The organism is Actinomyces sp. HMT 175, assembly GCF_016694895.1.
Lineage (GTDB): Bacteria > Actinomycetota > Actinomycetes > Actinomycetales > Actinomycetaceae > Actinomyces > Actinomyces oris.
Window position 1 is genome coordinate 2,056,654 of sequence record NZ_CP068012.1, and the last position, 22,607, is coordinate 2,079,260.

General features: G+C 71.0%; 14 protein-coding genes, 1 tRNA gene and 1 pseudogene. 6 read left to right on the plus strand and 10 right to left on the minus strand.

From position 1 onward, the window contains the following. Nucleotides 1-4: 4 nt before the first annotated feature. A complete protein-coding gene (locus tag JJJ14_RS08745) occupies nt 5-3,433 on the minus strand; it encodes an ATP-dependent DNA helicase (RefSeq protein WP_201443890.1) in 3,429 nt (1,142 codons plus the stop codon). Continuing rightward, nucleotides 3,430-7,062 carry a UrvD/REP family ATP-dependent DNA helicase gene (locus tag JJJ14_RS08750; protein ID WP_201443891.1) on the minus strand — a complete coding sequence of 1,211 codons (3,633 nt, stop codon included), beginning with the start codon at nt 7,060-7,062 and terminating at the stop codon, nt 3,430-3,432. Before JJJ14_RS08750 ends, JJJ14_RS08745 begins: the two co-directional genes overlap by 4 nt. Before the next feature lie 244 nt (nt 7,063-7,306). On the opposite strand from JJJ14_RS08750, the gene JJJ14_RS08755 reads away from it, so the two are divergent. From JJJ14_RS08755 to JJJ14_RS08765, 3 genes and pseudogenes are all read left to right on the plus strand, one after another. Next, the gene (locus tag JJJ14_RS08755; RefSeq protein WP_009407243.1) at nt 7,307-7,522 is read left to right on the plus strand and encodes a DUF3107 domain-containing protein; all 216 of its coding nucleotides are present in this window, start codon (nt 7,307-7,309) and stop codon (nt 7,520-7,522) included. A 157-nt stretch (nt 7,523-7,679) separates the two neighbouring features. After that, nucleotides 7,680-8,276 (plus strand): sugar O-acetyltransferase, encoded by a 597-nt coding sequence (locus JJJ14_RS08760; protein WP_201443892.1) that lies wholly within the window; start codon nt 7,680-7,682, stop codon nt 8,274-8,276. Between the two features lie 68 nt (nt 8,277-8,344). Further along, nucleotides 8,345-9,099 (plus strand): annotated as a pseudogene (locus JJJ14_RS08765) (NAD-dependent protein deacylase). Here the strand turns inward: JJJ14_RS08765 and ppk2 are convergent. From ppk2 to JJJ14_RS08790, 5 genes are all read right to left on the minus strand, one after another. Next, nucleotides 9,096-9,935, minus strand: coding sequence for a polyphosphate kinase 2 (ppk2, locus tag JJJ14_RS08770; protein WP_101558783.1), 840 nt, complete (start codon nt 9,933-9,935; stop codon nt 9,096-9,098). The pseudogene JJJ14_RS08765 and the gene ppk2 overlap by 4 nt on opposite strands. A 165-nt stretch (nt 9,936-10,100) precedes the next feature. After that, the gene (locus JJJ14_RS08775) at nt 10,101-10,367 is read right to left on the minus strand and encodes a Txe/YoeB family addiction module toxin (protein WP_081093133.1); all 267 of its coding nucleotides are present in this window, start codon (nt 10,365-10,367) and stop codon (nt 10,101-10,103) included. Then, entirely contained in the window at nt 10,364-10,624 is a 261-nt protein-coding gene (locus JJJ14_RS08780) for a type II toxin-antitoxin system Phd/YefM family antitoxin (protein ID WP_009407133.1), read from the minus strand. The genes JJJ14_RS08775 and JJJ14_RS08780 overlap by 4 nt, the downstream gene beginning before the upstream one ends. Before the next feature lie 100 nt (nt 10,625-10,724). Continuing rightward, a tRNA-Met gene (locus JJJ14_RS08785) sits at nt 10,725-10,801 on the minus strand. A gap of 118 nt (nt 10,802-10,919) precedes the next feature. Then, entirely contained in the window at nt 10,920-14,126 is a 3,207-nt protein-coding gene (locus JJJ14_RS08790) for a UPF0182 family membrane protein (protein WP_201443893.1), read from the minus strand. 234 nt (nt 14,127-14,360) lie between these two features. On the opposite strand from JJJ14_RS08790, the gene JJJ14_RS08795 reads away from it, so the two are divergent. Further along, nucleotides 14,361-14,942, plus strand: a complete 582-nt coding sequence (locus JJJ14_RS08795) for a PPA1309 family protein (protein ID WP_201445143.1) — start codon at nt 14,361-14,363, stop codon at nt 14,940-14,942. Nucleotides 14,943-15,002: 60 nt separating this feature from the next. On the opposite strand, the gene JJJ14_RS08800 is transcribed toward JJJ14_RS08795, so the two are convergent. Further along, nucleotides 15,003-16,565, minus strand: a complete 1,563-nt coding sequence (locus tag JJJ14_RS08800; protein ID WP_201443894.1) for a zinc-dependent metalloprotease — start codon at nt 16,563-16,565, stop codon at nt 15,003-15,005. 246 nt (nt 16,566-16,811) lie between these two features. Here JJJ14_RS08800 and JJJ14_RS08805 point away from each other — a divergent pair, with 246 nt between their 5' ends. After that, nucleotides 16,812-18,041, plus strand: a complete 1,230-nt coding sequence (locus JJJ14_RS08805; RefSeq protein WP_442859441.1) for a YlbL family protein — start codon at nt 16,812-16,814, stop codon at nt 18,039-18,041. A 168-nt stretch (nt 18,042-18,209) separates the two neighbouring features. After that, the gene (locus JJJ14_RS08810; RefSeq protein ID WP_201443896.1) at nt 18,210-19,190 is read left to right on the plus strand and encodes a hypothetical protein; all 981 of its coding nucleotides are present in this window, start codon (nt 18,210-18,212) and stop codon (nt 19,188-19,190) included. A 30-nt stretch (nt 19,191-19,220) separates the two neighbouring features. Here the strand turns inward: JJJ14_RS08810 and JJJ14_RS08815 are convergent, their stop codons facing one another. Together JJJ14_RS08815 and nudC are read right to left on the minus strand one after the other, a co-directional pair. Beyond that, nucleotides 19,221-21,308 carry an ATP-dependent helicase gene (locus JJJ14_RS08815; protein ID WP_201443897.1) on the minus strand — a complete coding sequence of 696 codons (2,088 nt, stop codon included), beginning with the start codon at nt 21,306-21,308 and terminating at the stop codon, nt 19,221-19,223. Between the two features lie 63 nt (nt 21,309-21,371). Beyond that, the gene (gene nudC / locus JJJ14_RS08820) at nt 21,372-22,484 is read right to left on the minus strand and encodes an NAD(+) diphosphatase (RefSeq protein WP_201443898.1); all 1,113 of its coding nucleotides are present in this window, start codon (nt 22,482-22,484) and stop codon (nt 21,372-21,374) included. Nucleotides 22,485-22,607: the final 123 nt, after the last annotated feature.

Genomic DNA, 22,607 nt, shown 5'->3' on the forward strand with positions numbered 1-22,607 from the left:
GCCCCTACCCCACTGTCAGGGCCGCCTGGATCTGCTCGATGCTGAGCAGGCCCTCGGCGGTGAGCTCATCGACGCGTCCTCCGGGGTAGTCGACGTAGACGTAGGCGGCCCGTACCGCCCCGGTGGGCACACCTTGGGAGGCAGCCCAGGCGTGGACGTAGACGCTGAGCTGGTCCACGGGCACCTGTCGCCGTCCGGTCTTCCAGTCGACGATGAGCCGCCCGGAACCGTCCAACCGCTGGAAGACGGCGTCCATGCGGCAGCGCAGGGTGGTGGCGCCGATGGTGATCTCCCGGTCCGTCTCGGTCTCGGCCAGGACGTAGTCCTCCAGGAGCGGCAGGTTCTCGGCGGTCTCCAGCCACCGCTCGATGCGGTCCCGGTCCTGGGGTCCGAGGCTGTCGGGCACGCCCGCCTGCCCCAGGCCGAACAGGGTGCCGCGAGCGCTCAGGCGCTGGGCGACGGCGTCGTGGAAGACGGTTCCGAGCCGGCCGGCGGCGCGGGGCTCGGGTGGGAGCGGGCGACGCAGGTCGAGTGCGAACTGGTGGCGGTCGGCGCGCAGGTCGTCCAGGCGGGTGGCGGCCAGGTGCTCGGGCAGGCGGACGGCGGGGCCGCTGGACAGGGCCCGGGTGCGCTCGGCCAGGAGGAGTCCCGCCTCGAGTCTCCACCGCCGCACCATCTCGTCGTCGGGCTGGGCCTGAGCGGGCACCTCCTGGACGGGCTCGGTCCCGCCCATGGCGGCGGTGACCTGGGCGGCGGCCGCGTACCGGGCCCGGCGCACAGCGGCGAGCCGGTCGGTGACAGGGGCGTCCTCTCCCCCGGCCTGCGGGGCCTGGTTGTCCAGGGGCTCCGCTGCGTCGGCGTCGGGGGGCCAGGTGCCCACCTGGGTCAGGGCGGTCAGCGGGTTGGGGCGGGACTCATCGAAGTCCACCCAGCCCTCCGCGTAGGGAGACAGGAGGTCGCGCCGCTGGAGCTCGGTGAGGAAGCGAGAGGGCCGTCGAGGCTTGGAAGCGGTCTTGGACAGGTGGGAGCCGGTCAGGAGGAGCTCGTGGCGGGCCCGGGTGAAGGCCACGTAGGCCAGGCGGCGCTCTTCGCGCAGGCTCTGGCGCCCGAGGGCCTCCTTGTAGGCGGTCATCGTCTCGGTCAGGAAGGGCTTGTCCGTGACAGCCGGGTCGAGGTCCCCGACGGTGAAGGGGGGCAGGTCGCCGGCGTCGGCCCGCAGTGGGAAGGGGAAGGTCGAGGTGGAGCCCATCCAGCCGGTCTCCGCGACGCGAAGATCATCCTTGACGGCGCTGGTGTAGGAGGGGAAGACCTGCTCGTCCATGCCGGGGACGGCGACGACGTCCCACTCCAGGCCCTTGGCGGCATGGACGGTGAGGAGCTGGACCGCCCCGGGCGAAGAATCGACCTCGGGGACGCTCATGGCGTCCTCGTGCTCCTCGGCGGCATCAAGCCATTCCAGGAAACCGGTGAGGGTGGGGGCGTCGGTGTCGGCGGTGAAGGCCCGGGCCGTCTCGTGGAAGGAGTCGAGGGCGCGGTGCCCCATCGGGTGACCGACCCGGGCGGCGATCTCGATGTCGAGGTCGAGGACCTGCTCGGCCAGGGCCACGAGGTCGGGCAGGGGCAGAGAGACGGCCTCCCGGATGCGTCGGATCGCCCGGGCGGTGCGCAACGCGACAGCCCGCCCGGCCTCGGTCAGGTCCCGGGCCGAGGCGGACTCTTCCTGCTCTTCCTGTACTCCGTCCTCATGCCATCGCAGCAGGGCATCGAGGGCCTCGCTGAGCAGTGGGGAGTCGGCCTCGGCATGGTCGCCGTGAGTTCCTGGTGCTTCCTTGCCGTTTTTGCTCGCGGGGCGGGTGAGCTCGCGGGCCAGCGACGCCAGGGCCCGCAGGTCGCGGGCACCGATGCCGAAACCAGTCAGGAGCCTGACCACCCGGTCCCCGCGTTCCGGGTCCGAGGCCGCGGTCAGCAGGGCGCGGACGTCGGCGACCTCGGGGACGTAGAGCATCCCGCCCAGGCCAATGATCGTGTAGGGCAGGCCGGCGGCCTCCAACTCGGCGGCAATGGGATCCATCTGCGCCCGGGTGCGGTACAGAACAGCCATCTCGGCACTGGGCGACCAGCGCTCGGCGAGGAAGGCGACGACTGTGCGGGCCTCCTCGGCGGGGTCCTGGAGGAAGGCCCCGAACGCCGCCCCGGGCTCCAGGCCGAAGGTTGCGGGGCGGGCCCGCAAGGGGGCGACGGTGAGGTGCTCGCCCACCGGGTCCCCGTCCTCGACGACCCCGGAGCGCAGCGGCGCGGAGACGACGTTGGCGACCTCCAGGACGGTGGAGTCGTTGCGCCAGGAGGTCGACAGCTCCAGGACGGGGGTGGCCTCAGCCGGCGAGGTCCCGGAGTCCAGGAGGGCGGTGCCGGTGGGGTTGAAGCGCTGATGGAAGGTGTCCAGGGCGGCGGCGCTAGCTCCTCGCCACCCATAGATGGCCTGGTGGGGGTCGCCGACGGCGGTCACCCCGGAGTCGGCGAAGAGGGCCGACAGGAGCCGGACCTGGGCCACCGAGGTGTCCTGGAACTCGTCAAGCAGGACCGCGGGGTACTGGGCCCGCACCTGGCCGGCCGCCTCGGGGACGGACTCGGCGATGGCGCAGGCCAGGGCGATCTGGTCACCGAAGTCGAGCAGGCCGTGGTGACGTTTGTGCGCATGCAGCTCGGCGACGACGTCGAGCAGGGCCTCCCACTCGGCCATGACGGCGGGCGCCTTGCCGACCAGGGTCTTGCAGCCCTTGATGGCGGCCAGGGCGGTGAACTGCTCGGACAGGTCGGCCAGGTCCTTGGCGGCCTCCTCGATGGTCAGCAGGTTCTGGCTCAGGGAGTCGGCCAGGACCAGGGTGGCGCTCGCGTTGTGGCTGAGGCTCTCGTTGGGCAGCGGGAGCGTGCGCGCCTCGAGCAGGGAGGTGACGATCTGCCAGGAGCGGGCCTGGGTGATGAGGGTGGAGTCGGGGTCCACGCCGATACGCAGTCCGTGGTCGCGCACCAGGGCGCCGGCGAAGGAGTTGTAGGTGGCGATCATCGGCTCGCCAAAGTCGGTCGCGTCAGCGGTGCCCTCCACTCCCCTGTCGTGCTCCGACGCGGTGGCCGGGAGCAGGCCGGCCGCACTGAGGCCGGCCAGGCGGGAGGCGACGCGCTGGTCGAGCTCGGCGGTGGCCTTGCGGGTGAAGGTCAGTCCGAGGATCTGGTCGGGGCGGACCTGCCCGGTGGCGACCAGATAGACGACTCGCTGGGCCATGGTGGCGGTCTTGCCCGAGCCGGCTCCGGCGACCACCAGCAGGGGGCTCAGCCGGTGGGCGATGACTCGCGCCTGCTCCTGGGTGGGGGTGTGGATGCCGAGCGCCTCCGCCAGGGCCTGCGGGGTGAGCTCGCGTGAGCCGGTGGGGGTCATGAGACGACTCTCCTTCCCTCGACCTGCACGGGGCAGGAGTCCTTGACCCGGCAGGTACGGCAGTGCTCGCCAGTGCGGGCCTCGATCTGCGGGCCCACTCCGGCCACAGCCGCGGCGGCCACGAGGTCCTCGGCCCAGTACTCCTCGCTGCTGTCGGCAGCAGCGTTCGCCTCATCGTCATCAGGTGTCTCCACGGGCTGCTCCGCAGGTTCCACGGTTGCGGGGCTGGGGTCGAGTGCGGCACCCGGCGGAGCCAGGACGTATCCGTCCCCGGAGCGTTTGGAGGGCTCCTTGCCCAGGAGCACAAGGGCTCCGCCGACGACGTCGAGGCCCTGCGAGCTCAGGGCCAGCCGGTAGGTGGCCAGCTGGGGATGACGCTGGACGTCCTTGGGGACGCGCTGCCCGGTCTTGAGGTCGATGACGCGCACCGTGCCGTTCCGGTCGGGCTCGGCGGAGTCCTCCGGGTCATCTCCCGAAAGACCGCCGAGGTGCTCGAGGCGGTCGATGCGCCCGGAGATCGTGACCGGGACGGCGTTGCCGCCTTTCGTCGGTATCCGCAGACCGGCCCGCTGGCGGACCGCTGGGCTGAGGACACTCCGGGGGATGTCGACGTCGGCGCGCACGGGCTGCTCGACGTCGGCGCGCACACCCAGGGCGTCACAGTCAGCCAGGTAGGCGTCGAGGCGCTCGATCATGGCGCGGGCGCGGTCTGCGGCCAGGCCTCCCTGCCAGGTGGCGGGGTAGCCGAGGTCGGTCAATCGCTCCTCGAAGGCCTCGCGCAGGGCCGGACCGCGCAGGTGCTCCTTCTCCGCCCGTTCGGCGACGGCGTGGATGAGACTGCCCAGGGCCTGCGCGTCGCTGGCAGGGGCCGATCCGCCGCTGCGGGTCAGGAACCACTTGAGGGGGCAGGCGGCCAGGCCCTCCACGTCGGAGGGGCTGACCCGTATCCGCTCGCCGGCGGCGATGAGGGGGGCGCTGGAGGTGGGGCCGGTCGCGCCGATCCAGGTGGCGGGGTCGGCGCCGGGTACGCCTTGGCGGGCGAGGTCGGCCAACAGGTCGACGGCGGCCCGGCCGCGGCGGCGCTCGGCGTCGGTGGCCGTCTCAAGGTTCCCGCAGATGGCGGCGTGGCGCAGCTCCCCCACCAGGCCGCGCAGGGTGAGGTCGCCGGTGTCGGGGGTCAGGAGAGGGGCGCCGTCGGCGTCGGTCAGGGCGATCCCGGCGCTGCGGGCGATCTCGGTCAGGAAGGGTGAGGGGGCGTGCTCGGCGTCTGCGGTGGCGGTCAGCAGGAGGCGCCTGGAGGCGCGGGACAGGGCCATGATGAGCATGCGGCGCTCGTCGGCGCGCACCTGCGCCCGGGCGGCGGCCACGGCGCCGCTGCCGCCGCTTCCCTCCCCCGGTGCGGCGGTGTCTGTGGTCAGGCGGCCGGTGACGGCGTCGACGAGCAGGCCGGTGCGGGTCAGGGAGTCCCTCAGGCGCAGGTCCGGCCAGCGGTCACGCTCCAGTCCGACAACCACAACAAGCTCCCACTCCTGGCCCGCGCAACCCGCCGGGGTCATGACGGCCACACCATCCGGGCGCCGCCCCTGAGGGGCCACGGAGTCCGAGGGCAGGACCTCGGCATCGAGCTCGGCCAGGAAGCTGGAGGCGTCCTGGCCCGGGTGGCGCTCGGCCCAGACCTCGGCGCGTTTGAAGAGGGTGGTGACGACGTCGAGGTCGTGCTCGGCGGCCTCGGACAGGAGCGATCGCACCGAGCTCGCCGAGGGCAGCAGGGCGGTGGTGCGCCAGGCCTCGGCCCGCTCGGAGGCGTTCCAGGCGGCCCACAGCAGGGCCTCGACATCGCGCGGGGCCTCGGCCGGGGTCTGCCCGATGACGGAGCGCAGGGCCTCAAGGATCCTGGCTGCGGTGAGGAGCCGCTCCGCCTGGGCGCTCAGCGGCTGCCCGTCCAGGGACCGGACGAAGCCGGAGGCCTGCTCGGGGTCGGCCAGCAGAGCCAGGAGGGCGGCGTCGCCGCCGGTTCGGGGCCCGGTCCCAGCAGCGGGAACGGGGGCGGGACCGGTTGTGGGGGCGGTGGTCCTGGGCTCACTGGGCTCGGCCGCAGTGGCACGCGGGGCTGCGGCCGGCTGGGCCTGTCGCAGCCTGCGGCGCAGTCGGCGCAGGTCCATGGTGGTCAGTCCCACCAGAGGACTGGTGAGCAGACTGATGGCGGCCTCACGCTGAGGCGGTTCACCGTTCCCGCCCAGCTGGTCGCGGATGGCGGCGCGCACGATGTCCAGGAGCGCGGCCGCGGCCGGTTCCGCGCGCAGCAGGACCGCGGGCGTGCGTGAGGCCAGGGGCACGCCTCGCCTGCGCAGGTCCCTGGCGAGGGTCTCGGCGTCGGCGGCGCTGCGAACGACGACCGCCATTTGTGACCAGGCGGTGCCGTGGTGGACGTGCTCGAGCCTGAGCGCCCGGGCGACGTGGGCGTGCTCCTGCCAGGCGGAGGAGGCAAGGATGACTTCGACGCCGGCCGCCGCCTGCGGGCGCTCAGCGTCACTCGCCCCGGAGGAAAGCCCTACCGAGGACCGTGCTGAGGACCCGGGCGCCGGGGTCGTCTGCCGGTGGGCGGTCGTGCCGGTCACCGGGACCCGGGCGCTCTGGTCGCGGATCACCGCCGCGATGGCCGGGTTGCCTCGGTAGCAGGTGGTCAGCCGCAGGCGGGTGGCTGCGAGCCCCGAGTGGTCCTCGGCGGCGATAAGCAGGCTGGGGGTGCCCCCGCGGAAGGTCTCCACGGCGACGTCGGGGTCCCCCAGCACCACGACCTGTGCCCGGTGCCCGTCGGGGTCCGGGGTCGCCAGGGCCGTCAGGAGCCTGGCGGTGGCGGCCGTGCAGTCCTGGTAGTCGTCCACGAGGACGAGGTCCGGGACGGGGCGGGCGGCGGCCACGGCGTCGGCGCCCCAGGAGCTCAGGGCCTCCACGGCTCGGTCCTGGAGGCGAGCCGTGTCCATCTTGCGGGTCTGGGCCCTGCGCTCGGCGCTGGCCCGCCCCTGCGCGTCCCAGGTGCGCAGGAGCTGGGACGCGGGCCCCCAGATGGGGACATTGAGCCGGCGTCCCAGGTCGGCCAGGTCGTCGGCGCTGACGCCCAGCTCTCCGGCGCGCGCCAGGAGGTTGCGCAGCTCGGAGCGGAACGCCCGAGACCCGGTGGCCTCGGCGGGGAGCCCCGGCCAGGTGACGGTGCTGACCATGGAGGCCAGGGCGGAGTCCTCCTCCGCACCGGCCAGAAGCACCGGGGGCGGCAGCGGGGCGGGCCGCATGGTCAAGGAGGTGGTCAGGATCGTCAGGGCGAGGGCTGCGGGGGTACGCACTCGGACGACGCCGTCGCCATGGCCCTCACGCAGCAGGTGGGCGGCCCGGCCGCGCAGCCAGTCGGCCCGCGCCCGGGTAGGGGCCAGCAGGACGGCGTCGCGGCCGCCGGCGACCGCCTCGGCCAGCAGCCTCAGGGCCAGAGAGGTCTTACCGGTCCCAGGGGCCCCCAGGACGACGACGTTGGAGCCCTCAGCCACGCGGTCCAGGACCCGCTGCCCATCGGCGTCGGCGGCGGGCAGCTCGGCCGCCTCGGCGGGCGGGAGGAGACGGACGGGGTCCTGGGACATGGGACCATCTCACCACGGGCCACCGACAGGATCGTGCACCGTTAACGGATCGTCATCGGTCACGAGCCCTCCACCCGGAAGCGCCGGCGGCGCATGTTCCGCGTGGCGCGAAACGGCGCGGCTCCTGGGGCGCACGAAGGGCCGGCACGGCCGCAGCCCCCTAGGATCGAGCCAGGTTCACGCCCCTCTCCCCGATGGGCGCTGTGCCGCTCAATACGGCACACAGACGATGCGAAGGAGCCCCATGCAGGTCACGATCGGAATCAAGCACGCCAGCCGCGAGCTCTCCCTGGAGACCTCCGACTCTCAGGAGAAGGTGCTGGCCGCCGTGGCCGACGCCGAGACCAAGGCCGTCATCCTCAGCGACGACAAGGGCCGCAAGGTCTTCGTGCCGGCCGGCTCCCTGGCGTACATCGAGCTCGGCGAGGCCGAGCCCCGCCGGGTCGGCTTCGGTATCTGAGCCTCTCCCGCACGACGAGCACGCACAGGGCCCAGGTCTGGCGGACCGCATTCCACGGCGTTCCGCTGCTGATCTGGGCCCTTGCCTTGTCACTCAGCGTCCTGCGAGGAGGCTGAGAGTCGATGAACCGGAACGGCAGGCAGGAGGATCGGTACGCATGAACCTGACGGAGCAATTCGCTCATATGGCGACGGGCGCGATGTACGACGACCTGACGCCTGAGCTCATCACAGCGCGGATCGAGGCCGTCCAGGCCACCGATGCATATAACCGCTCCTATGGTCAGCCCGCCGAGGAACGCGAGGCCTTGCTGCGTCGGGTCGTGGGTTCGATGGGCCGCGACGTCAACCTCGAGCCAACATTCCGGTGCGAGTTCGGACGCAATATCCACCTCGGCTCCCATGTCTTTGCGAACTTCGACTGCGTCATGCTCGACGGCGCCCCCATCGCCATTGGAGACAACGTGCTTCTAGGGCCCAAGGTTGGTTTGTACACCGCCAACCATGCCCTGGATCCTCATGAGCGCGCTGACGGCGCCTGTCGAGCGCGTCCGATCACGATCGGCGACGACGTCTGGATCGGCGGCAACGTCACGGTCCTTCCTGGTGTGACCATTGGCTCGGGCAGTGTGGTCGGAGGAGGCAGCGTCGTCACCCGCAGCATCCCTCCCGGTGTCATCGCCGCGGGCAACCCGGCGCGGGTGATTCGGGACGTCACCGAGGCCGATCGCACCGGCTACCGAGCGATCCACTGAGTACCAGCCCGACGTTCCACCCCGCCGTCGTCACCTCATGCACCGAGCCCGGCGTTAGGGTGGAGTGCATGGATCACCAGGACAGCCAGAGGGGCCTGCTCGCTCAGTGGATCGAAGAGTCCAGCCGCATCGTCTTCTTCGGCGCGCCGGGGTCTCGACCGAGTCGGGGATCCCCGACTTCCGGGGCGCCAAGGGCTTCTACCACCAGGATCGGGAGATTCCCCTGGAGCAGGTGCTGTCCATCGACTTCTTCACCGTGCACCCGCAGGCCTACTGGGAGTGGTTCGCTCAGGAGAACGCCCGCGAGGGCGTGACCCCCAACGCGGCGCACAGGTTTGTGGCCGGACTCGAGCGAGCCGGGAAGCTGTCGGCTGTGGTCACGCAGAACATTGACGGCCTCCACCAGCGGGCCGGCTCCGAGCGGGTTCTCGAGCTGCACGGCAACTGGTCGCGCCTGATCTGCACCGGCTGCGGCGAACACGCCACCCTGGACGACGTCGACGGCGCCCGCTCCGGCGAGGTCCCCCGCTGCCCCGCGTGCGCCTCGGTGCTGCGCCCGGACATCGTGTTCTACGGGGAGATGCTGGACAGTGACGTCATAGAGGGGGCGGTGCGGGCCATCTCGGAGGCGGACCTGCTGATCGTGGCCGGCACGAGCCTGGTCGTCTACCCGGCGGCAGGCCTCATCGACTACTACGCCGGTGAGCGCCTGGTCCTCATGAACGCGACTCCCACACCGTATGACTCCCGCGCCGACCTCATCATCCGTGAGCCGGTCGGGCAGGTCTTCGAGGAGTTGGGGCGCAGGAGCCGCCGGCCCTAGCTGATCCCCTGGTCCTCAAGGTCCACGTAGCGCTCGGTTGCGTCGGACTCACTGAGGGTGGCCGCGTAGTCGGGCACCTCGCTCTGGAGGGAGCGGTCCGTGCGGCGGTAGCCCGACGACGGGAACGAGGGCTTCTTGGGGAACTTCATCTTGGGACGCTCCACGTGCTCGTAGGGGATGGACTCCAGCAGGTGGTGGATCATGTTGAGGCGTGCCTTGCGCTTATCGGCCGACTCCACGACGTGCCAGCGCGCGGAGTCGATGTCCGTGTGGACGAACATCTCGTCCTTGGCCCGCGAGTAGTCCTCCCAGCGGGGCAGAGCCTCCAGGTCGGTGGGCGAGAGCTTCCAGCGCCGCATGGGGTCGGTCATGCGCGACTTGAAGCGCTTGTACTGCTCCTTCTGGGGAACGGAGAACCAGTACTTGCGCAGCAGGATGCCGTCGTCGACGAGCATCCTCTCGAAGACCGGGCACTGCTGGAGGAAGCGCCGGTGCTCCTCCGGGGTGCAGTAGCCCATGACGTGCTCGACGCCGCCACGGTTGTACCAGGAGCGGTCGAACAGGCAGATCTCGCCGGCGGCGGGCAGGTGCGCGATGTAGCGCTGGAAGTACCACTGGGTGCGCTCACGCTCAGTGGGGACGGGAAGCGCGACCACGCGCGCAATGCGCGGGTTGAGGTACTCGGTGATGCGTTTGATCGCCCCACCCTTGCCGGCCGCGTCACGGCCCTCGAAGATGACGACGACACGGGCTCCGGTGGCCCTGACCCACTCCTGCATCTCGACCAGCTCCGCCTGCAGCCTCAGTAGCTCGGCCTCGTACAGGGAACGGTCCATGGTGGGGTGCTTCTTTGCCATACTTGAGTTTCGCACAGATCCCACGCGGGCGCGCAAGCAACCGCGAACGTGTTCATGAGGGAGATACCGGCGCTACCCAGCCATGCGCCCGCAGTCATGCCAGTCCGGGGAATCACGTCACGCCGAGCCTGCCGGTTGGTACCGTCACTCGTAGTGGGTCCACATTCTCAGGACGTGGATGGTCCTCTCGTCGGTGTGCACCTCGTAGACGAGTCGATGCTGGATAGTGATACGCCGCGAGTAGCAGCCCGACAGATCCCCGACCAGCTTTTCGTAACGAGGCGGTTTGACGAAGGGATTCTCCCGCATGAGGTTGAGGAGCTTCTCGGTTTTAGGCTTGAGTCCCGCCGCGGCGAGTTTCTTCGCGTCCTTCTGTGCCTGACGTGAGAACACGATTCGCCACGAGCTCACCAGTCGAGTTCTTCCGAGCCCGCCTCGATGCCTTCACGTCGGGCATTCCGGATCGAGTCCATCATGCCCGGGACGGACTCCAGGTAGAGCGTCTCCTGGATCGCCCTCCAGTCCTCCTCCCCCACCAAGACGGCATTGCCGCGTTGGCCGGTGATGACCAGCGGCTCGGAGTCTTCGTTGACCTGATCGATGAGCCGATACAACTGAGAACGAGCGGTCGTCACTGGAATCGTAGACACACAGCAAGCGTACGTCATAACGTACGCCCCCTCAAGGCCGCTGCCTCTCTTCAGTCGGACGGCCGAACAGACAAGAGCAGAGGAGCCCGGTCCTGGGAAGGACCGGGCTCCTCTGGAGTGGTAGCGGGGACAGGATTCGAACCTGCGACCTCCGGGTTATGAGCCCGGCGAGCTACCGAACTGCTCCACCCCGCGTCGGTGAGACCAACCTTAGGGGGCGTCCCACCCTTGAGGCAAATGACGAGGGCGTGCCCTTGCTCACCGCCCGGTGAGGCGGGTCGCAGGGCACGCCCTCAGTGGCGGCCGACCGGGCTCAGCCCAGCTTCTTCTGGGCCTCAACGGCCCGCTTGACGGCTTCGTTAAGGCGCTTCTGCGCATCGCCGTATGCCGACCAGTCGCCCTTGCTCCTGGCTGTGTCCGCGTCGGTCATCGCGGTCTGAGCGTCGGAGAGCGCCTGATTGAGCTCCGCCTTCGGATCCGAGGTTCCCGAGGCCGACGGGGTGGCGGAGGAACTGGAGGACGCGCTGGCCGAGGCCGAGGGGGACGCACTGGCTGAAGCCGTGGGCGCGGCGCTCGGGCTCGCCGATGCCTTGGCCCCGCCATCCGCCGTCGGGTCCTTACCATCGGTCGTCTCATTGGTGTCATTGGCCGCGGCGGCATCGCCGTCGATGGCCTCCTGACCCGTGGTCGCCCCGGAGTTACCGCCGAAGACCTGGTCGAGCGCCCCCGAGAGGGTGTCGGCGAATCCGACGTTGTCCCCGAATGAGACCAGCACCTTGCGCAGCAGCGGGTACTGAGTTCCCGACGACGACTGCACGTAGACGGGCTGGACGTAGAGCAGTCCGCCTCCCACGGGCAGCGTCAGCAGGTTGCCCTTGATGACCTGGGAGCCCTCCTGGGACAGGAGGTTGAGCTCCTTGGAGATCTCCGGGTTGGAGTCGAAGATGTTCTGCACCTGCCCCGGCCCGGCCACGTTCGAGGAACGCGGAAGCTCCAGGAGTCTCAGCTTGCCGTAGCTCGGACTACGCTCCCCCTTCTTCCCGGTCCCGGGAGAGGTCTCGGAGTCCACGGCGAGGAAGCCGGTGAGCACGTTGCGGTTGGTGTTTCCGCCGATGATGTAGGCGCTGGACAGGGAGAAGCTCGCCTGGTCCTGCCCGGGCATCTTGAGGGTCAGGTAGTAGGGGGCCTGCTGGTCCTGACCGGGCGTGGTCGGGTCATCCGGGATCTTCCAGAAGTCTCCACCGGAGTAGAACTCCGCGGCGTCGTTGACGTGATAGGTCGCCATCATGGTGCGCTGGACGTTGAACAGGTCCTCGGGGTAGCGCATGTGGGCGATGAGGTCGGCGCTCATCTGGCTCATGGGCGTGACCGTCCCGGGGAAGACCTTCTGCCAGGCCTTGAGGATCGGGTCCTTGTCATCCCACTGGTAGAGCTTGACCGACCCGTCGTAGGCGTCCACGACGGCCTTGACGGAGTTGCGCACGTAGTTGGACTCCTCCGGCGCCCGCAGGAGTCCGCCCTTGTTGTCGGCGGTCGCCGTCGCCTTGGCCAGGGACTCGTGCTGGGCGTAGGGGTAGTTGTTCGTCGTGGTGTAACCGTCGACGATCCACATCACCCGCTTGGGGGTGGCCGGGTTGTCGTCGTGATCGACGACGGCCGGGTAGGGGCTGTTGTCCAGGGTCAGCCAGGGGGCCACCTTGGCGACGCGCTTGGCCGGGTCCCGGTCGTAGAGGATCTGGGATCCCTCGCGCACCTCCTGGGAGAAGAGGATGTTGGCCTCCCGGAACTTGGCGGCGTAGAGCAGGCGGTTGAACGGGTTGGACACGCTCGGCCCGCCGTTGCCGGCGAAGGTGGTGTTGACCTGACCGGTCTTGGACTCGTCGTCGGGGTAGTCCAGCTCGCGCGGCGAGCCGTTGTCCTTGCCGCCCACGATGGAGTAGGACGGCGAGGACTGACCGAAGTAGATCCGGGGCTCGTACTTACCCAGGTCGCCCTGGGAGGGGATGCCCCCCTCCCAGAATGAGGGGTAGCCGCGGGTGGCCACCGTGTTGCCGTAGGCGTTCACGACGCCGTAGCCGTGGGTGTAGACGGTGTGCTCGTTGACCCAGGTCTGCTGCTGCTCGCCCAGGCCGGACAGGTTGAGCTCACGTACCGCGATCACCGTGTCCCGACTGGTGGAGTCCACCTTGTAGCGGTCCACGTTGAGCCGGTTCGCGAAGGAGTAGTACTGCTTGTTCTGCTGGACCTGCTGGAAGGTCGGGGAGATGAGCCCGGGGTCCAGGAGCCGGATCGAGGTGGTGGACTCGGCGTCCTTCTCCAGCTGGCCGGCCGCCGTCTTCGTCGTGGCGTCGTAGTTGGTGGTCTCCACGTTCTCCAGGCCGTAGGCGGCCTTGGTGGCATTGATGTTGCGCTGGATGTACTCGGCCTCCTGGCGCTGGGCGTTGGGGTCGACGATGAACTTCTGGATGACCAGCGGGTAGGCGGTCCCCACCACCAGGGAGGAGACGATCATGACAACCACACCGATGATCGGCAGGCGCCAGGAGCTGGATCGCACCGAGGCGACGAAGAGGAAGGCCACGGCCAGTCCGATCGCCGCGAGAATCGCGTTGGCGGGGATGACCGCGTTGACGTCGGTGTAGTTGGCGCCGTCGAACTTGGAGTTGGAGGCGTACAGGGCGCTGTAGCGACCCAGCCAGTAGCCCACGGCCCGGATGACGGCGTACAGCGCCAGGAAAATCGCCAGGTGCATGCGTGCGGCCTTGGTGAAGTGAGGCTTACGCACCACGGAGATACCGCCGTACAGGTAGTGGACGACGATCGAGGCCACCCCGGCGAACAGGACGACGCCGGACAGGAAGGACACGAGCGTCAGCACTGCGGGCAGGATGAAGACGTAGAAGGAGATGTCGATCCCGAACTGGGGGTCCTTGACTCCGAAGGACTGGGAGTTGAAGGCCAGCAGGATCTCCCGCCAACTGGGGGCCAGCTCCCAGGCCGAGCCGAACAGGGCCAGCACCGCCGGCACTGCCCAGGTCAGCCGACGTCGCACGGGCTCGATGACGGAGCGGTAGGCCTCGAGGTTGCGCGTGGCCTCGTCGTCGGGCATCCCGATCTCCCGGGCTTGGTAGGCCCTGGTCATCGAGACGAAGACGGCCCCGAACATGATGCCGAATCCCACCAGGAACAGGACGATGAGGGCGATCCACTGCGTCCACAGCACCCGGGCGTACCCGATCTGACTGAACCAGAGGACCTCGGTCCACACCTGCGACAGGATGCCAATGACCACAGCGATGGCCGCGATGATCGAGATGGTCAGGACCAGCGGACCGGGACGTCCGCCGCCTTTCCCGGTGCGCGGAGCGCGGGGAGGACGGGGCCCTCCCCCACCCATGCGTCCAAGGCCGAACAGTCCGGATAAGTTGTCAGGCTTCCCCTGTCGGGACGAGCCGGTGGACTTGCTCGAGGACTCCTCGGGGGTTGAGTCCGGGGACTCGTCATCGGGCCTGGTGCTCACGATCCTGCTCCCTGTCTGACGTGCGTGGTGACGCCGCCTCGCACACGGTGAAACATGGCGTCATCGGCCGGAGGGGCCGCTCGGACCATCGTCCCACACACCTCTGACACGGCCATAACCTTCTCCAGGATGAGAAAACGCCTCGGGTGGCCAGGGCGCGCCACCTGACTGATGAAGCCTCGTCATTGGAGGAGGCGGCGCCACCAGTGAGACGATGGCGGCGTGACTGACACAATGCATGACGAGGCGACCACCGAGGGGGCGGGTCGAGCCGCAGCCTTATCGGCAGGGGCCCTGGCCCGCGCGGTGACGGAGACCGAGACTCACGTGGCGGCCCACGGCTGGGACCAGCCGGTGCGCGTCTTCGCGCTGGTGCGCACCGCCGAGGCTCTTGAGGCCGACCCGGACGTGGCCGACCTCCTGGACGCCGCCACCGTGGAGGAGGCCCGCTCGAACCCCGAGCTGCTCATGGTGGTGGAGCAGGAGGGGCTGCCGCCCGCCGCGGACCTGGAGCACCTGCTGGCCCAGCTCGCCTGGCCCGACTCCGTCCACGGCGCCGCCATCAGCGTCGAGCGGCTGGTCCTGCCGCCTGCGGCCCAGGAGGAGGCCGAGGCCATCACCGATGCCGCCGAGCGTCTGGCCTTCCTCCAGGAGCGCCCGGACCGCGAGGACATCCGCATGGTGGTGGGGGTCCTGCGCGGCGGGCAGTCCTGGTGCGTACTGCGCTCACGCAGTCACGACGACGACGCCTCGCTCTATCAGGGTGAGCGCCTGGTCCCCGGCCTGGTCGAGGCCCTGGAGGCGACCTTCCTGTAGCCGGTCGCCCTCGGGCGAGCACTCGACGCCGGTCACCAGCACCGCGCGGCCCCGTGCGCCTCAGTCCTTGTCCGTGTCGGTCGGGTCCTGCTCGTCGGGCTCTCCGGGCGAGTCCTCGCCCCCGGCGCCGGCCGAGGCGGGGTCGGCCGGCTGGTTGGGCTCCTGGGAAGCGGCGTCGGCGGAGGCAGGGCTCCGGTCCCCGAGCCCCTCGGGGCTGTTCTCGTCGGCCTCCTTGGCGCCCTCGGCGTACCCGAGGGTCCCGTCCAGCAGGGAGGCCAGGTCGGCGTCGATCTCGGCGTCGATGTCCTGAGCCATGCGCCGCATGGTGAGGAAGTCCTTGGGATTGGCGAGCTCGGAGGCCGTGGGCATGACGTCGGGGTGGTTCCAGAAGGCATCGCGCTCGGCGTCACCGGCCTGGGCGCCCAGGTGGGCCCACAGCTCGGCGGCCTCCCGGGCCCGGCGGGGACGGAAGGTCAGGCCGATGAGGCGGGCGAAGACCTGCTCGGCGGCGCCACCCTGGGCCCGGCGCCGGCGCATCATCTCGGCCAGTGCCATGAGGTGGGGCAGGTGCGGTGCGGCGGCGCGGGCGGTGACCACCTCGACCCAGCCCTCAACGAGTGCCAGGAGCGTCTCCAGGTCCTCGAGGGCCTCGCGCTGGGCCGCCGTCTCCTGGGGCGCGAACAGCCCGCTCTCAAGGGCCTCGCGCAAGGCGTCGGGATCGTTGGGATCCACCTGGGCCACGGCGGACTCCAGGGTCTCGGTGTCGATGCGGATCTCACGGGCGTAGGCGACCACTGCCTGGAGCACCTGCCCGCGCAGCCAGGGCACGTGGGCGTAGAGGCGGGCGGTGGCGGCCTCCCGCACGGCCAGGAACATGCGGGCCTCGTCCTCATCGACCTCCAGCCCCTCGGCGAAGGCGGTCACGTTGGCGGGAACCAGTGCCGTACCGGGCTCACGGGTCAGGGGCAGGCCGGTGTCGGTGGCCCCCAGCGCCTCCTTGGCGAGTTCCCCGATGGCCTGGCCGATCTGGAGGCCGAAGGCTGTGCCGGCCATGGTGCGCATGATGGACCCGAGCGCCCCCATCTGCTGGGCGGCCTGCCCCATCTCGGCCGGCATCTCCTGAATCTGCTTCTCCAGGGTGCGGGCCAGGGCGGTGGTGACGGCCTCGGCCACCGGGGCGCACACGTCCTTCCACACCGGCAGCGTGCGCTCGACCCAGCCGCTGCGGCTCCAGGCCTCCCGCTGTCCGGGCGCCGGCATGAACTCGGTGGCGGTGTCCAGCCACAGGTCGGCCACCTGAAGGGCCTGGCGCGTGGACTCGGCGACCGCGGCGGTCACCGTGGGGTCGCCGTCGCCGCGCGCCTGCTGGAGGGCCAGCTCCTGCCCCATCTGCCAGTTGACCGGCTCGGCGGTGGAGGCGGAGAACATCTGCTGGAACTGGGCGCGCATCGCCAACAGCTGGGCGGGACTGAGCTGGGAGATGTCCCCCACCCCCGGCATCTGGGCGATGGAGCTGGGATCCACCCCGGATGAGCGCAGGGCGCTGACGGCGTCGGAGGCCATCTGCTCGCCGAACAGTGATGCGAGCATCTTCTCGAGCTCGTCGAAGGCGTCCTCGCTCACGGGGTTTCCTCTCGCCGGGTCGTCCTTGGGCATCGTCCGGGCCGTCTGGGGCGACCGGACACTGTCGCTAACGGCCCTATGGTCGCACCCATTCCTGTGCCGGGGCTATGTTCCGTTCGCCGACGGCGTGCCCACTCCGTCCCGGTCGGGCCCGCGTCCTGTCCGTGCCGGCAGTGTGTCGAGATCGTGCCGGGTTCGTGTCGGTATCTGCGCGTCTTCCTCAGGAAGATGTCGCATGATGAGCGCGTGACGCACCCAGACCAGCACGACGCCGTCGACACCGCGGGCTCGCTCGCCCCTGACGACACCCGGCCGGCCCCGGAGCCCGAGGATGATCGGCTCGACCAGGCCGAGCACGCCGAGGCCCCGCAGGCGCAGCCCTCCCCACAGGACCGGCGCCGACGCAGGCTGCGGCGCACCGCGGCGGTCGGGGCGGTCCTGGTGGTAGTGGCCCTCATCGTCGCCGTCTTCACGGTGCCGATCAACGTGGTCATCGAGGCCCCCGGCCCGACCTGGAACGTGCTGGACAACGGCTCGTCGTCGAGCCAGGACGTCCTGAAGGTCTCGGGAACCGAGACCTACCCGACCCAGGGCGCCCTGCGGATGACGACGGTCTCGGTGTCGGGCTGCCCCGGTTACCCGGTGACCACCGCTGACCTCATCGCCGCCTGGTTCTCGGCGGACAAGCGGATCGTGGACCGCAACGAAGTGTGCCCGCAGGATCAGAGCGCCGAGCAGGTCGAGGAGACCGGCAAGGCTCAGATGACCGCCTCGCAGGACTCCGCCGTCATCGCCGCGCTCGTGGAGACCGGCAAGGCCGGAGCCATGCACCTGACCGTCACCGAGGTGGCCGAGCAGCAGACCTCGACCGAGGTCCAGGCCGGGGACGTCCTGGAGACCATCACTCCTGAGGGCGGCCAGGCCACGACCATCACCTCCTTCTCCCAGCTGAAAGAGCTCATGACCACCATTGCCGAGGGCACTCGGGTGACCCTCGGGGTGCGCCGCGGCGATCAGCAGGTGGCCGCCGCGCTCACCACGATCGCCCCGCAGGAGGGGACGACCGGTTCCCTGCTGGGGCTGAGCCTGAAGATCTCGGTGGACAGCAAGGTGGACGCCACCTTCGGCCTGTCCGACGTCGGCGGGCCCAGTGCCGGCATGATGTTCGCCCTGGGGGTCGTTGACGAGATCACCCCGGGGGCGCTGACCGGCGGCAAGGACATCTCCGGGACCGGGACGATCGACATCAACGGCCAGGTCGGCCCCATCGGCGGTATCCAGCAGAAGATGGCCGGTGCCCGCAAGGCGGGCTCCACGTACTTCCTGGCCCCGGCGAGCAACTGTGACGAGGTCAAGGGCCATGAGCCCAAGGGCATGCAGGTCTTCGCCGTCGGTACGCTGCACGAGGCCGTCACCGCCACCGAGGCGATCGCCTCGGGCGACACCTCCGGTCTGGCCACCTGCTCGGCCAAGTGACCCCCGCTGACCCGGCGTTCGGTCGGGGATAGTTATCCACAGGCCGGCACCTGCCTCTGGTGGCTTGGACGCGCTCCGTGCCACTGTCGCACCGTGTCCTGACGCTCTCGCCAGGACGTCGATCTCCCGGCGCCCCTTCGGGTCCCGGGAGGACTGTGAGGAGGCACGATGCGTGTACGTGGTGGGTGCGCCATCCTGTGGCGCCAGCAGGGTGTCAGCCAGATCGGGACGAGTCCCGGGCGGCGCACCATTGTCAGTGACCTGAGCCTGGCCGAGCAGCGGCTGCTCGATGAGTTCGCGCGCAGCCTGGAGAGCACGGGCGTCTACCGGGCCGCTCGGCGCAGCCGGGTGCCGGTGGCGCGGGCGCGTGAGATCGTCGCGGACCTGGAGCGTCAGGGGGTGCTGGTGTCCTCGGCGACCAGCGAGCTCGGCGGGGCCGACGGCGTGTACTGGGACCGGCTCGGAGCCGACGCCAAGGGCCGTGGCGCCCTCCTGTCCCAGGCCGTCCTGGCTGTTCACGGCGTGAGCGCCCTGGCTCAGGAGGCGGCTCTGTGGCTGGCGGAGGCTGGGGTGGGCACGATCCTGTCCACCCGTTCCCCGCAGGACGGGGGCCTGGCTCCGCTGCTGTCGGCACGTTTCCCGGCCCTGAGGACTCGGGCGCCGTTGCGCACCCGTCCTGATGTCATGGTGACGGTGGACGCGCACGTGGTCGAGCCGCTGCTCGCGCGCCGGCTCGCTCAGGAGGACGTGGTGCACCTGCCGGTCGTCGTCGGCGAGGCGGGGGTGCGCATCGGCCCGGTACTCAACGGTCAGGGTCCGTGCTCGACCTGCCTGGACCTGTGGGAGAGGGACGCCGACCCGTGCTGGCCGGCGTTGGCCACGCAGATGCGCACCCTGTCCATGCCGGAGGTTGAGCACCTGGTCCTGCACGAGGCGGCGGCGTCGACGGCGCGGGCCGTCATCGACACGCTGGTGGCCCAGGTGACCGGGGCCGACGGCACCGGGGACGAGGCTGAACCGGGCGGGGAGGCGAGCGGGGGCTCGGCCGCGTGGTGGTCCACGCACTCGGTGGAGGTCACCGGCCAGGAGCCCCGGGGGCGGCACAGGCCCTGGGAGCGTCACCCTGAGTGCCTGTGCTCGCAGCTGTGACCGCCGTCGGGCAGGAGTGCCTCGGGCCGCTCAGTCCCCGGCCTCGAAGTCGCGCAGAAGGGCCAGGACCGGCCCGCCGTAGTCCTGGAGCTTGGTGGCGCCCACGCCGCGGATGAGGGAGAGCTGGGGCAGGCTGGTGGGTTTGACGACGGCGATGTCCCGCAAGGTGGCGTCGGCGAAGACCGTGTAGGCGGGTCTGGACCTCTCCTTGGCGATCTGGGAGCGCCAGGCCCGCAGCTCCTCGAACAGGGCGATGGTGCGGGGGTCGTTGTTGGCCTCGAAGTCGGCGGCGGACTGTCGGGAGCGTTCCTTGGCGCTTTGGCGGCCCTGGCGCCGGGAGGCGTCTCGGCTGCCGTGGCCGGTGGGCCACAGGCCGTCCAGGAAGCGGGAGGGTTTGCGGGAGGCTCGCCCTCCGGCGTTGCGGGCGCGGGCGTAGGAGATGATGAGGTGCTCGCGCGCGCGGGTGACGCCCACGTAGAGCAGGCGCCGCTCCTCCTCGATGGCGGCCTGCCCTTCGGCCAGGGAGATCGGCAGCAGGCCCTCGCAGACGCCGGCGAGGATGACGGCGTCCCACTCCAGGCCCTTGGCGGCGTGCAGGGAGGACAGGGTGACGCCCTCGACGGTGGGGGCGTTCTGGGCGTCGGCGCGCTCACGCAGCTCGGTGTGGAAGGCGTCGAGGTCGGCGCCGCGGGTCTGGGCCATCTCGTCTGCCAGGGCCACCAGGGCGTTGAGGGCGTCCCAGCGCTCGCGCACGGCTCCACGCGGTGCGGGCGGCTCCTCGCTCCAGCCCTCGCGGGACAGGACAGTGCGCGCGTCCTGGCCGAGATCGCCGGTGAGAGTGGCCTTCTCGGTGCGGGCGGCCCCGAGGATGACGGCCATGGCGCGTTTGACCTCCTCACGTTCGAAGAAGCGCTCGCCGCCGCGCACGAGGTATCCGATCTGGGCTCCGGCCAGGGCCTGCTCGAAGACCTCGGACTGGGAGTTGGTGCGGTACAGGATCGCGATCTCGCTCAGGGCGACCCCGGCGGCCTGCAGGCGGCGCACCTGGGCGACGGCGCCCTCGGCCTCGGCGATGTCGTCGTCGTAGGTCTCGAAGCGCACGGCGGGGCCGCTGGGCCGCTGGGCGACCAGCTCGACGGCGCCTGCGGGCAGGTGCAGGCCGCCGCCCCCGCGCCGCGAGCGGGAGAGGACCCGGTTGGCCAGGGAGACGACCTGCGGGGTGGAGCGGTAGTCGCGGCTCAGGCGCACGGTGCGCGCGCCCTCGTAGCGGGTGGTGAAGCCGGTGAGGAACGCTGGGGTGGCGCCGGTGAAGGAGTAGATGGTCTGGGAGACGTCCCCGACGACGCACAGCTGGCGGCGCCTGCCCAGCCACAGGTCCAGCAGGCGCTGCTGGAGCGGGGAGACGTCCTGGTACTCGTCGACGACGAAGTGCTTGTACTGGCCGCGCACCTGTGCGGCGACGTCCTCGCGGTCCAGGAGGATCCCGATGGTCAGCAGGAGCACGTCCTCGAAGTCGATGACGCCGCGCTCGCTCTTGGCCTCCTCGTAGAGGGACAGGACCTGGGCGACGGTGGCCGCCTCCTGCCCGGCCACGCCGGTGCGGCCGGCGGCGACGGCGGCCTGGGCGTAGTCCTCGGGCAGGGTCATGGTGACCTTGGCCCACTCGACCTCGGCGGCCAGGTCTCGCACGGTGGCCCGGTCGGTGGGCAGGCCCAGGCGGCGGGCGGCGGCGCCGACCAGGGGCGCCTTGTGGGCCTGGATGTCGGGGCGGCGTCCGCCGATGGCGGTCGGCCAGAAGTAGGTGAGCTGGCGCAGGGCGGCGGCGTGGAAGGTGCGGGCCTGGACGCCGGGGACGCCGAGGTCGGCCAGGCGCGAGCGCATCTCGCCGGCGGCGCGGGCGGTGAAGGTCACGGCCAGGACCTGGGTGGCCTGGTAGGCGCCGGTGGCCACGCCGTGGGCGATGCGGTAGGTGATGGCCCGGGTCTTGCCGGTGCCCGCGCCGGCCAGGACGCACAGGGGTCCTTCGAGGTGCTCGGCGACCTCGCGCTGGTCGGGGTCGAGGGCCTCCAGGAGCCTGGATGCGTCGAGGGGGGCGTGGTGGGGGGTGGTCGGGCTCATCGGGACCAGCCTGCCATGCGGCGGTGACAGGAACCGACGGTTGTTGTCCCGCGCCGGGTGGCGTCAGCTGACGATGGGGCCGCCGTACCAGTCCTCGATGAGGAGTCGGGCGATGGAGGTGGGGCCGGGCAGGAGGATGCTGCCCTCGTCGGCGGCCGCGGTGAGCTCGTCACGGGAGACGAGGCGGGCCTCGACGACCTCCTGACCGTCGGGGCGGGGCCGGTCCTCGCCGGGGGCCAGGCGGGCGCGGCAGCCGAGCATGAGGGAGCGTGGGAAGGGCCAGGGCTGGGAGGCGAGGTACTCGACGTCGGCCACGTGCAGCCCGGTCTCCTCCCACACCTCTCGTGCCACGGCCGCCTCAATGGACTCGCCGGCCTCGACGAAGCCGGCCACGACCGAGTAGCGCCGGGGAGCCCAGGTGGCGCCGCGCACGAGGAGGAGGCGGTCGGAGGTGTCGGTGACCGCCATGATGACGGCCGGGTCGGTGCGTGGGAAGTGGACGGTGGCGCAGTCGGAGCAGCGGCGGGCCCAGCCGGCCTCGATGATCTCGGTGCGTCCGCCGCAGGCCGGGCAGTAGGCGGAGCGGGCGTGCCAGGCGGCCAGGGCGGTGGCCGTGGTGGCCAGGCCGGCATCGCGGGCCGTCATCTGGGCGCCCATGGCTCTCAGGGCGGAGAGCGGGTAGCGCTCCAGCAGGCGGCGCAGGTCGGGGTGGTCGACGGCGGTGCCCTCGGCGTCAGAGCCGGTGGCGGGCGGCTCGGGGGCGTCGGGGACCTCGAGGGCCTGGGGCACGACGACGGCGATCCAGGCGGGGCCCGAGGCTGTGGCGTCGGCGAGCTCGCGGCCCATGTAGAGGACGGTCAGGTCGGGGCAGCGAGTGGGGGCGGAGGCTCCGAGGTAGCCGACGCGAAGGTCGGGCAGGCCCCAGCCGCTGCGCGTGCCGGGGCCCTCCCAGGCGGTGGCGCCGGGGCTGCCGATGAGGCTGGGTGGGGTGAGGCCGTCGTCGGGCAGGTCGGGGTGGATGGCGGGGCCGGTCAGGGCGACGCGGCCGCGGGCGTCGACCAGCAGCAGGCGGGTGTCGGGGTCGGCGGCGAGGCGCTCCAGCAGCCCGGGCTCGCTGCGTCGCTCGGCGTCGCGGTCGGTGGCGGAGCGGGACAGGGCGAGCTGGTCGGTGCGCATGGGGTCACTCTCCCACCCCCTGCTTCGAGGCGCACATGGGCACGCCCATACCGATAGGAGATGAATATGGGACTCGGGGGCTGCCGGGGCGAGGGGCGAGGCGTTCTGCGAGAAGGCGGGCGG

What these genes read in the sequence shown, in the direction of transcription:
- JJJ14_RS08745 (WP_201443890.1), bottom strand. Translation starts at nt 3,433, where the DNA reads ATGACCCCCACCGGCTCACGCGAGCTCACCCCGCAGGCCCTGGCGGAG.
- JJJ14_RS08750 (WP_201443891.1), bottom strand. Translation starts at nt 7,062, where the DNA reads ATGTCCCAGGACCCCGTCCGTCTCCTCCCGCCCGCCGAGGCGGCCGAG.
- JJJ14_RS08755 (WP_009407243.1), top strand. Translation starts at nt 7,307, where the DNA reads ATGCAGGTCACGATCGGAATCAAGCACGCCAGCCGCGAGCTCTCCCTG.
- JJJ14_RS08760 (WP_201443892.1), top strand. Translation starts at nt 7,680, where the DNA reads ATGAACCTGACGGAGCAATTCGCTCATATGGCGACGGGCGCGATGTAC.
- ppk2 (WP_101558783.1), bottom strand. Translation starts at nt 9,935, where the DNA reads ATGGACCGTTCCCTGTACGAGGCCGAGCTACTGAGGCTGCAGGCGGAG.
- JJJ14_RS08780 (WP_009407133.1), bottom strand. Translation starts at nt 10,624, where the DNA reads ATGACGTACGCTTGCTGTGTGTCTACGATTCCAGTGACGACCGCTCGT.
- JJJ14_RS08795 (WP_201445143.1), top strand. Translation starts at nt 14,361, where the DNA reads ATGCATGACGAGGCGACCACCGAGGGGGCGGGTCGAGCCGCAGCCTTA.
- JJJ14_RS08810 (WP_201443896.1), top strand. Translation starts at nt 18,210, where the DNA reads ATGCGTGTACGTGGTGGGTGCGCCATCCTGTGGCGCCAGCAGGGTGTC.
- JJJ14_RS08815 (WP_201443897.1), bottom strand. Translation starts at nt 21,308, where the DNA reads ATGAGCCCGACCACCCCCCACCACGCCCCCCTCGACGCATCCAGGCTC.
- nudC (WP_201443898.1), bottom strand. Translation starts at nt 22,484, where the DNA reads ATGCGCACCGACCAGCTCGCCCTGTCCCGCTCCGCCACCGACCGCGAC.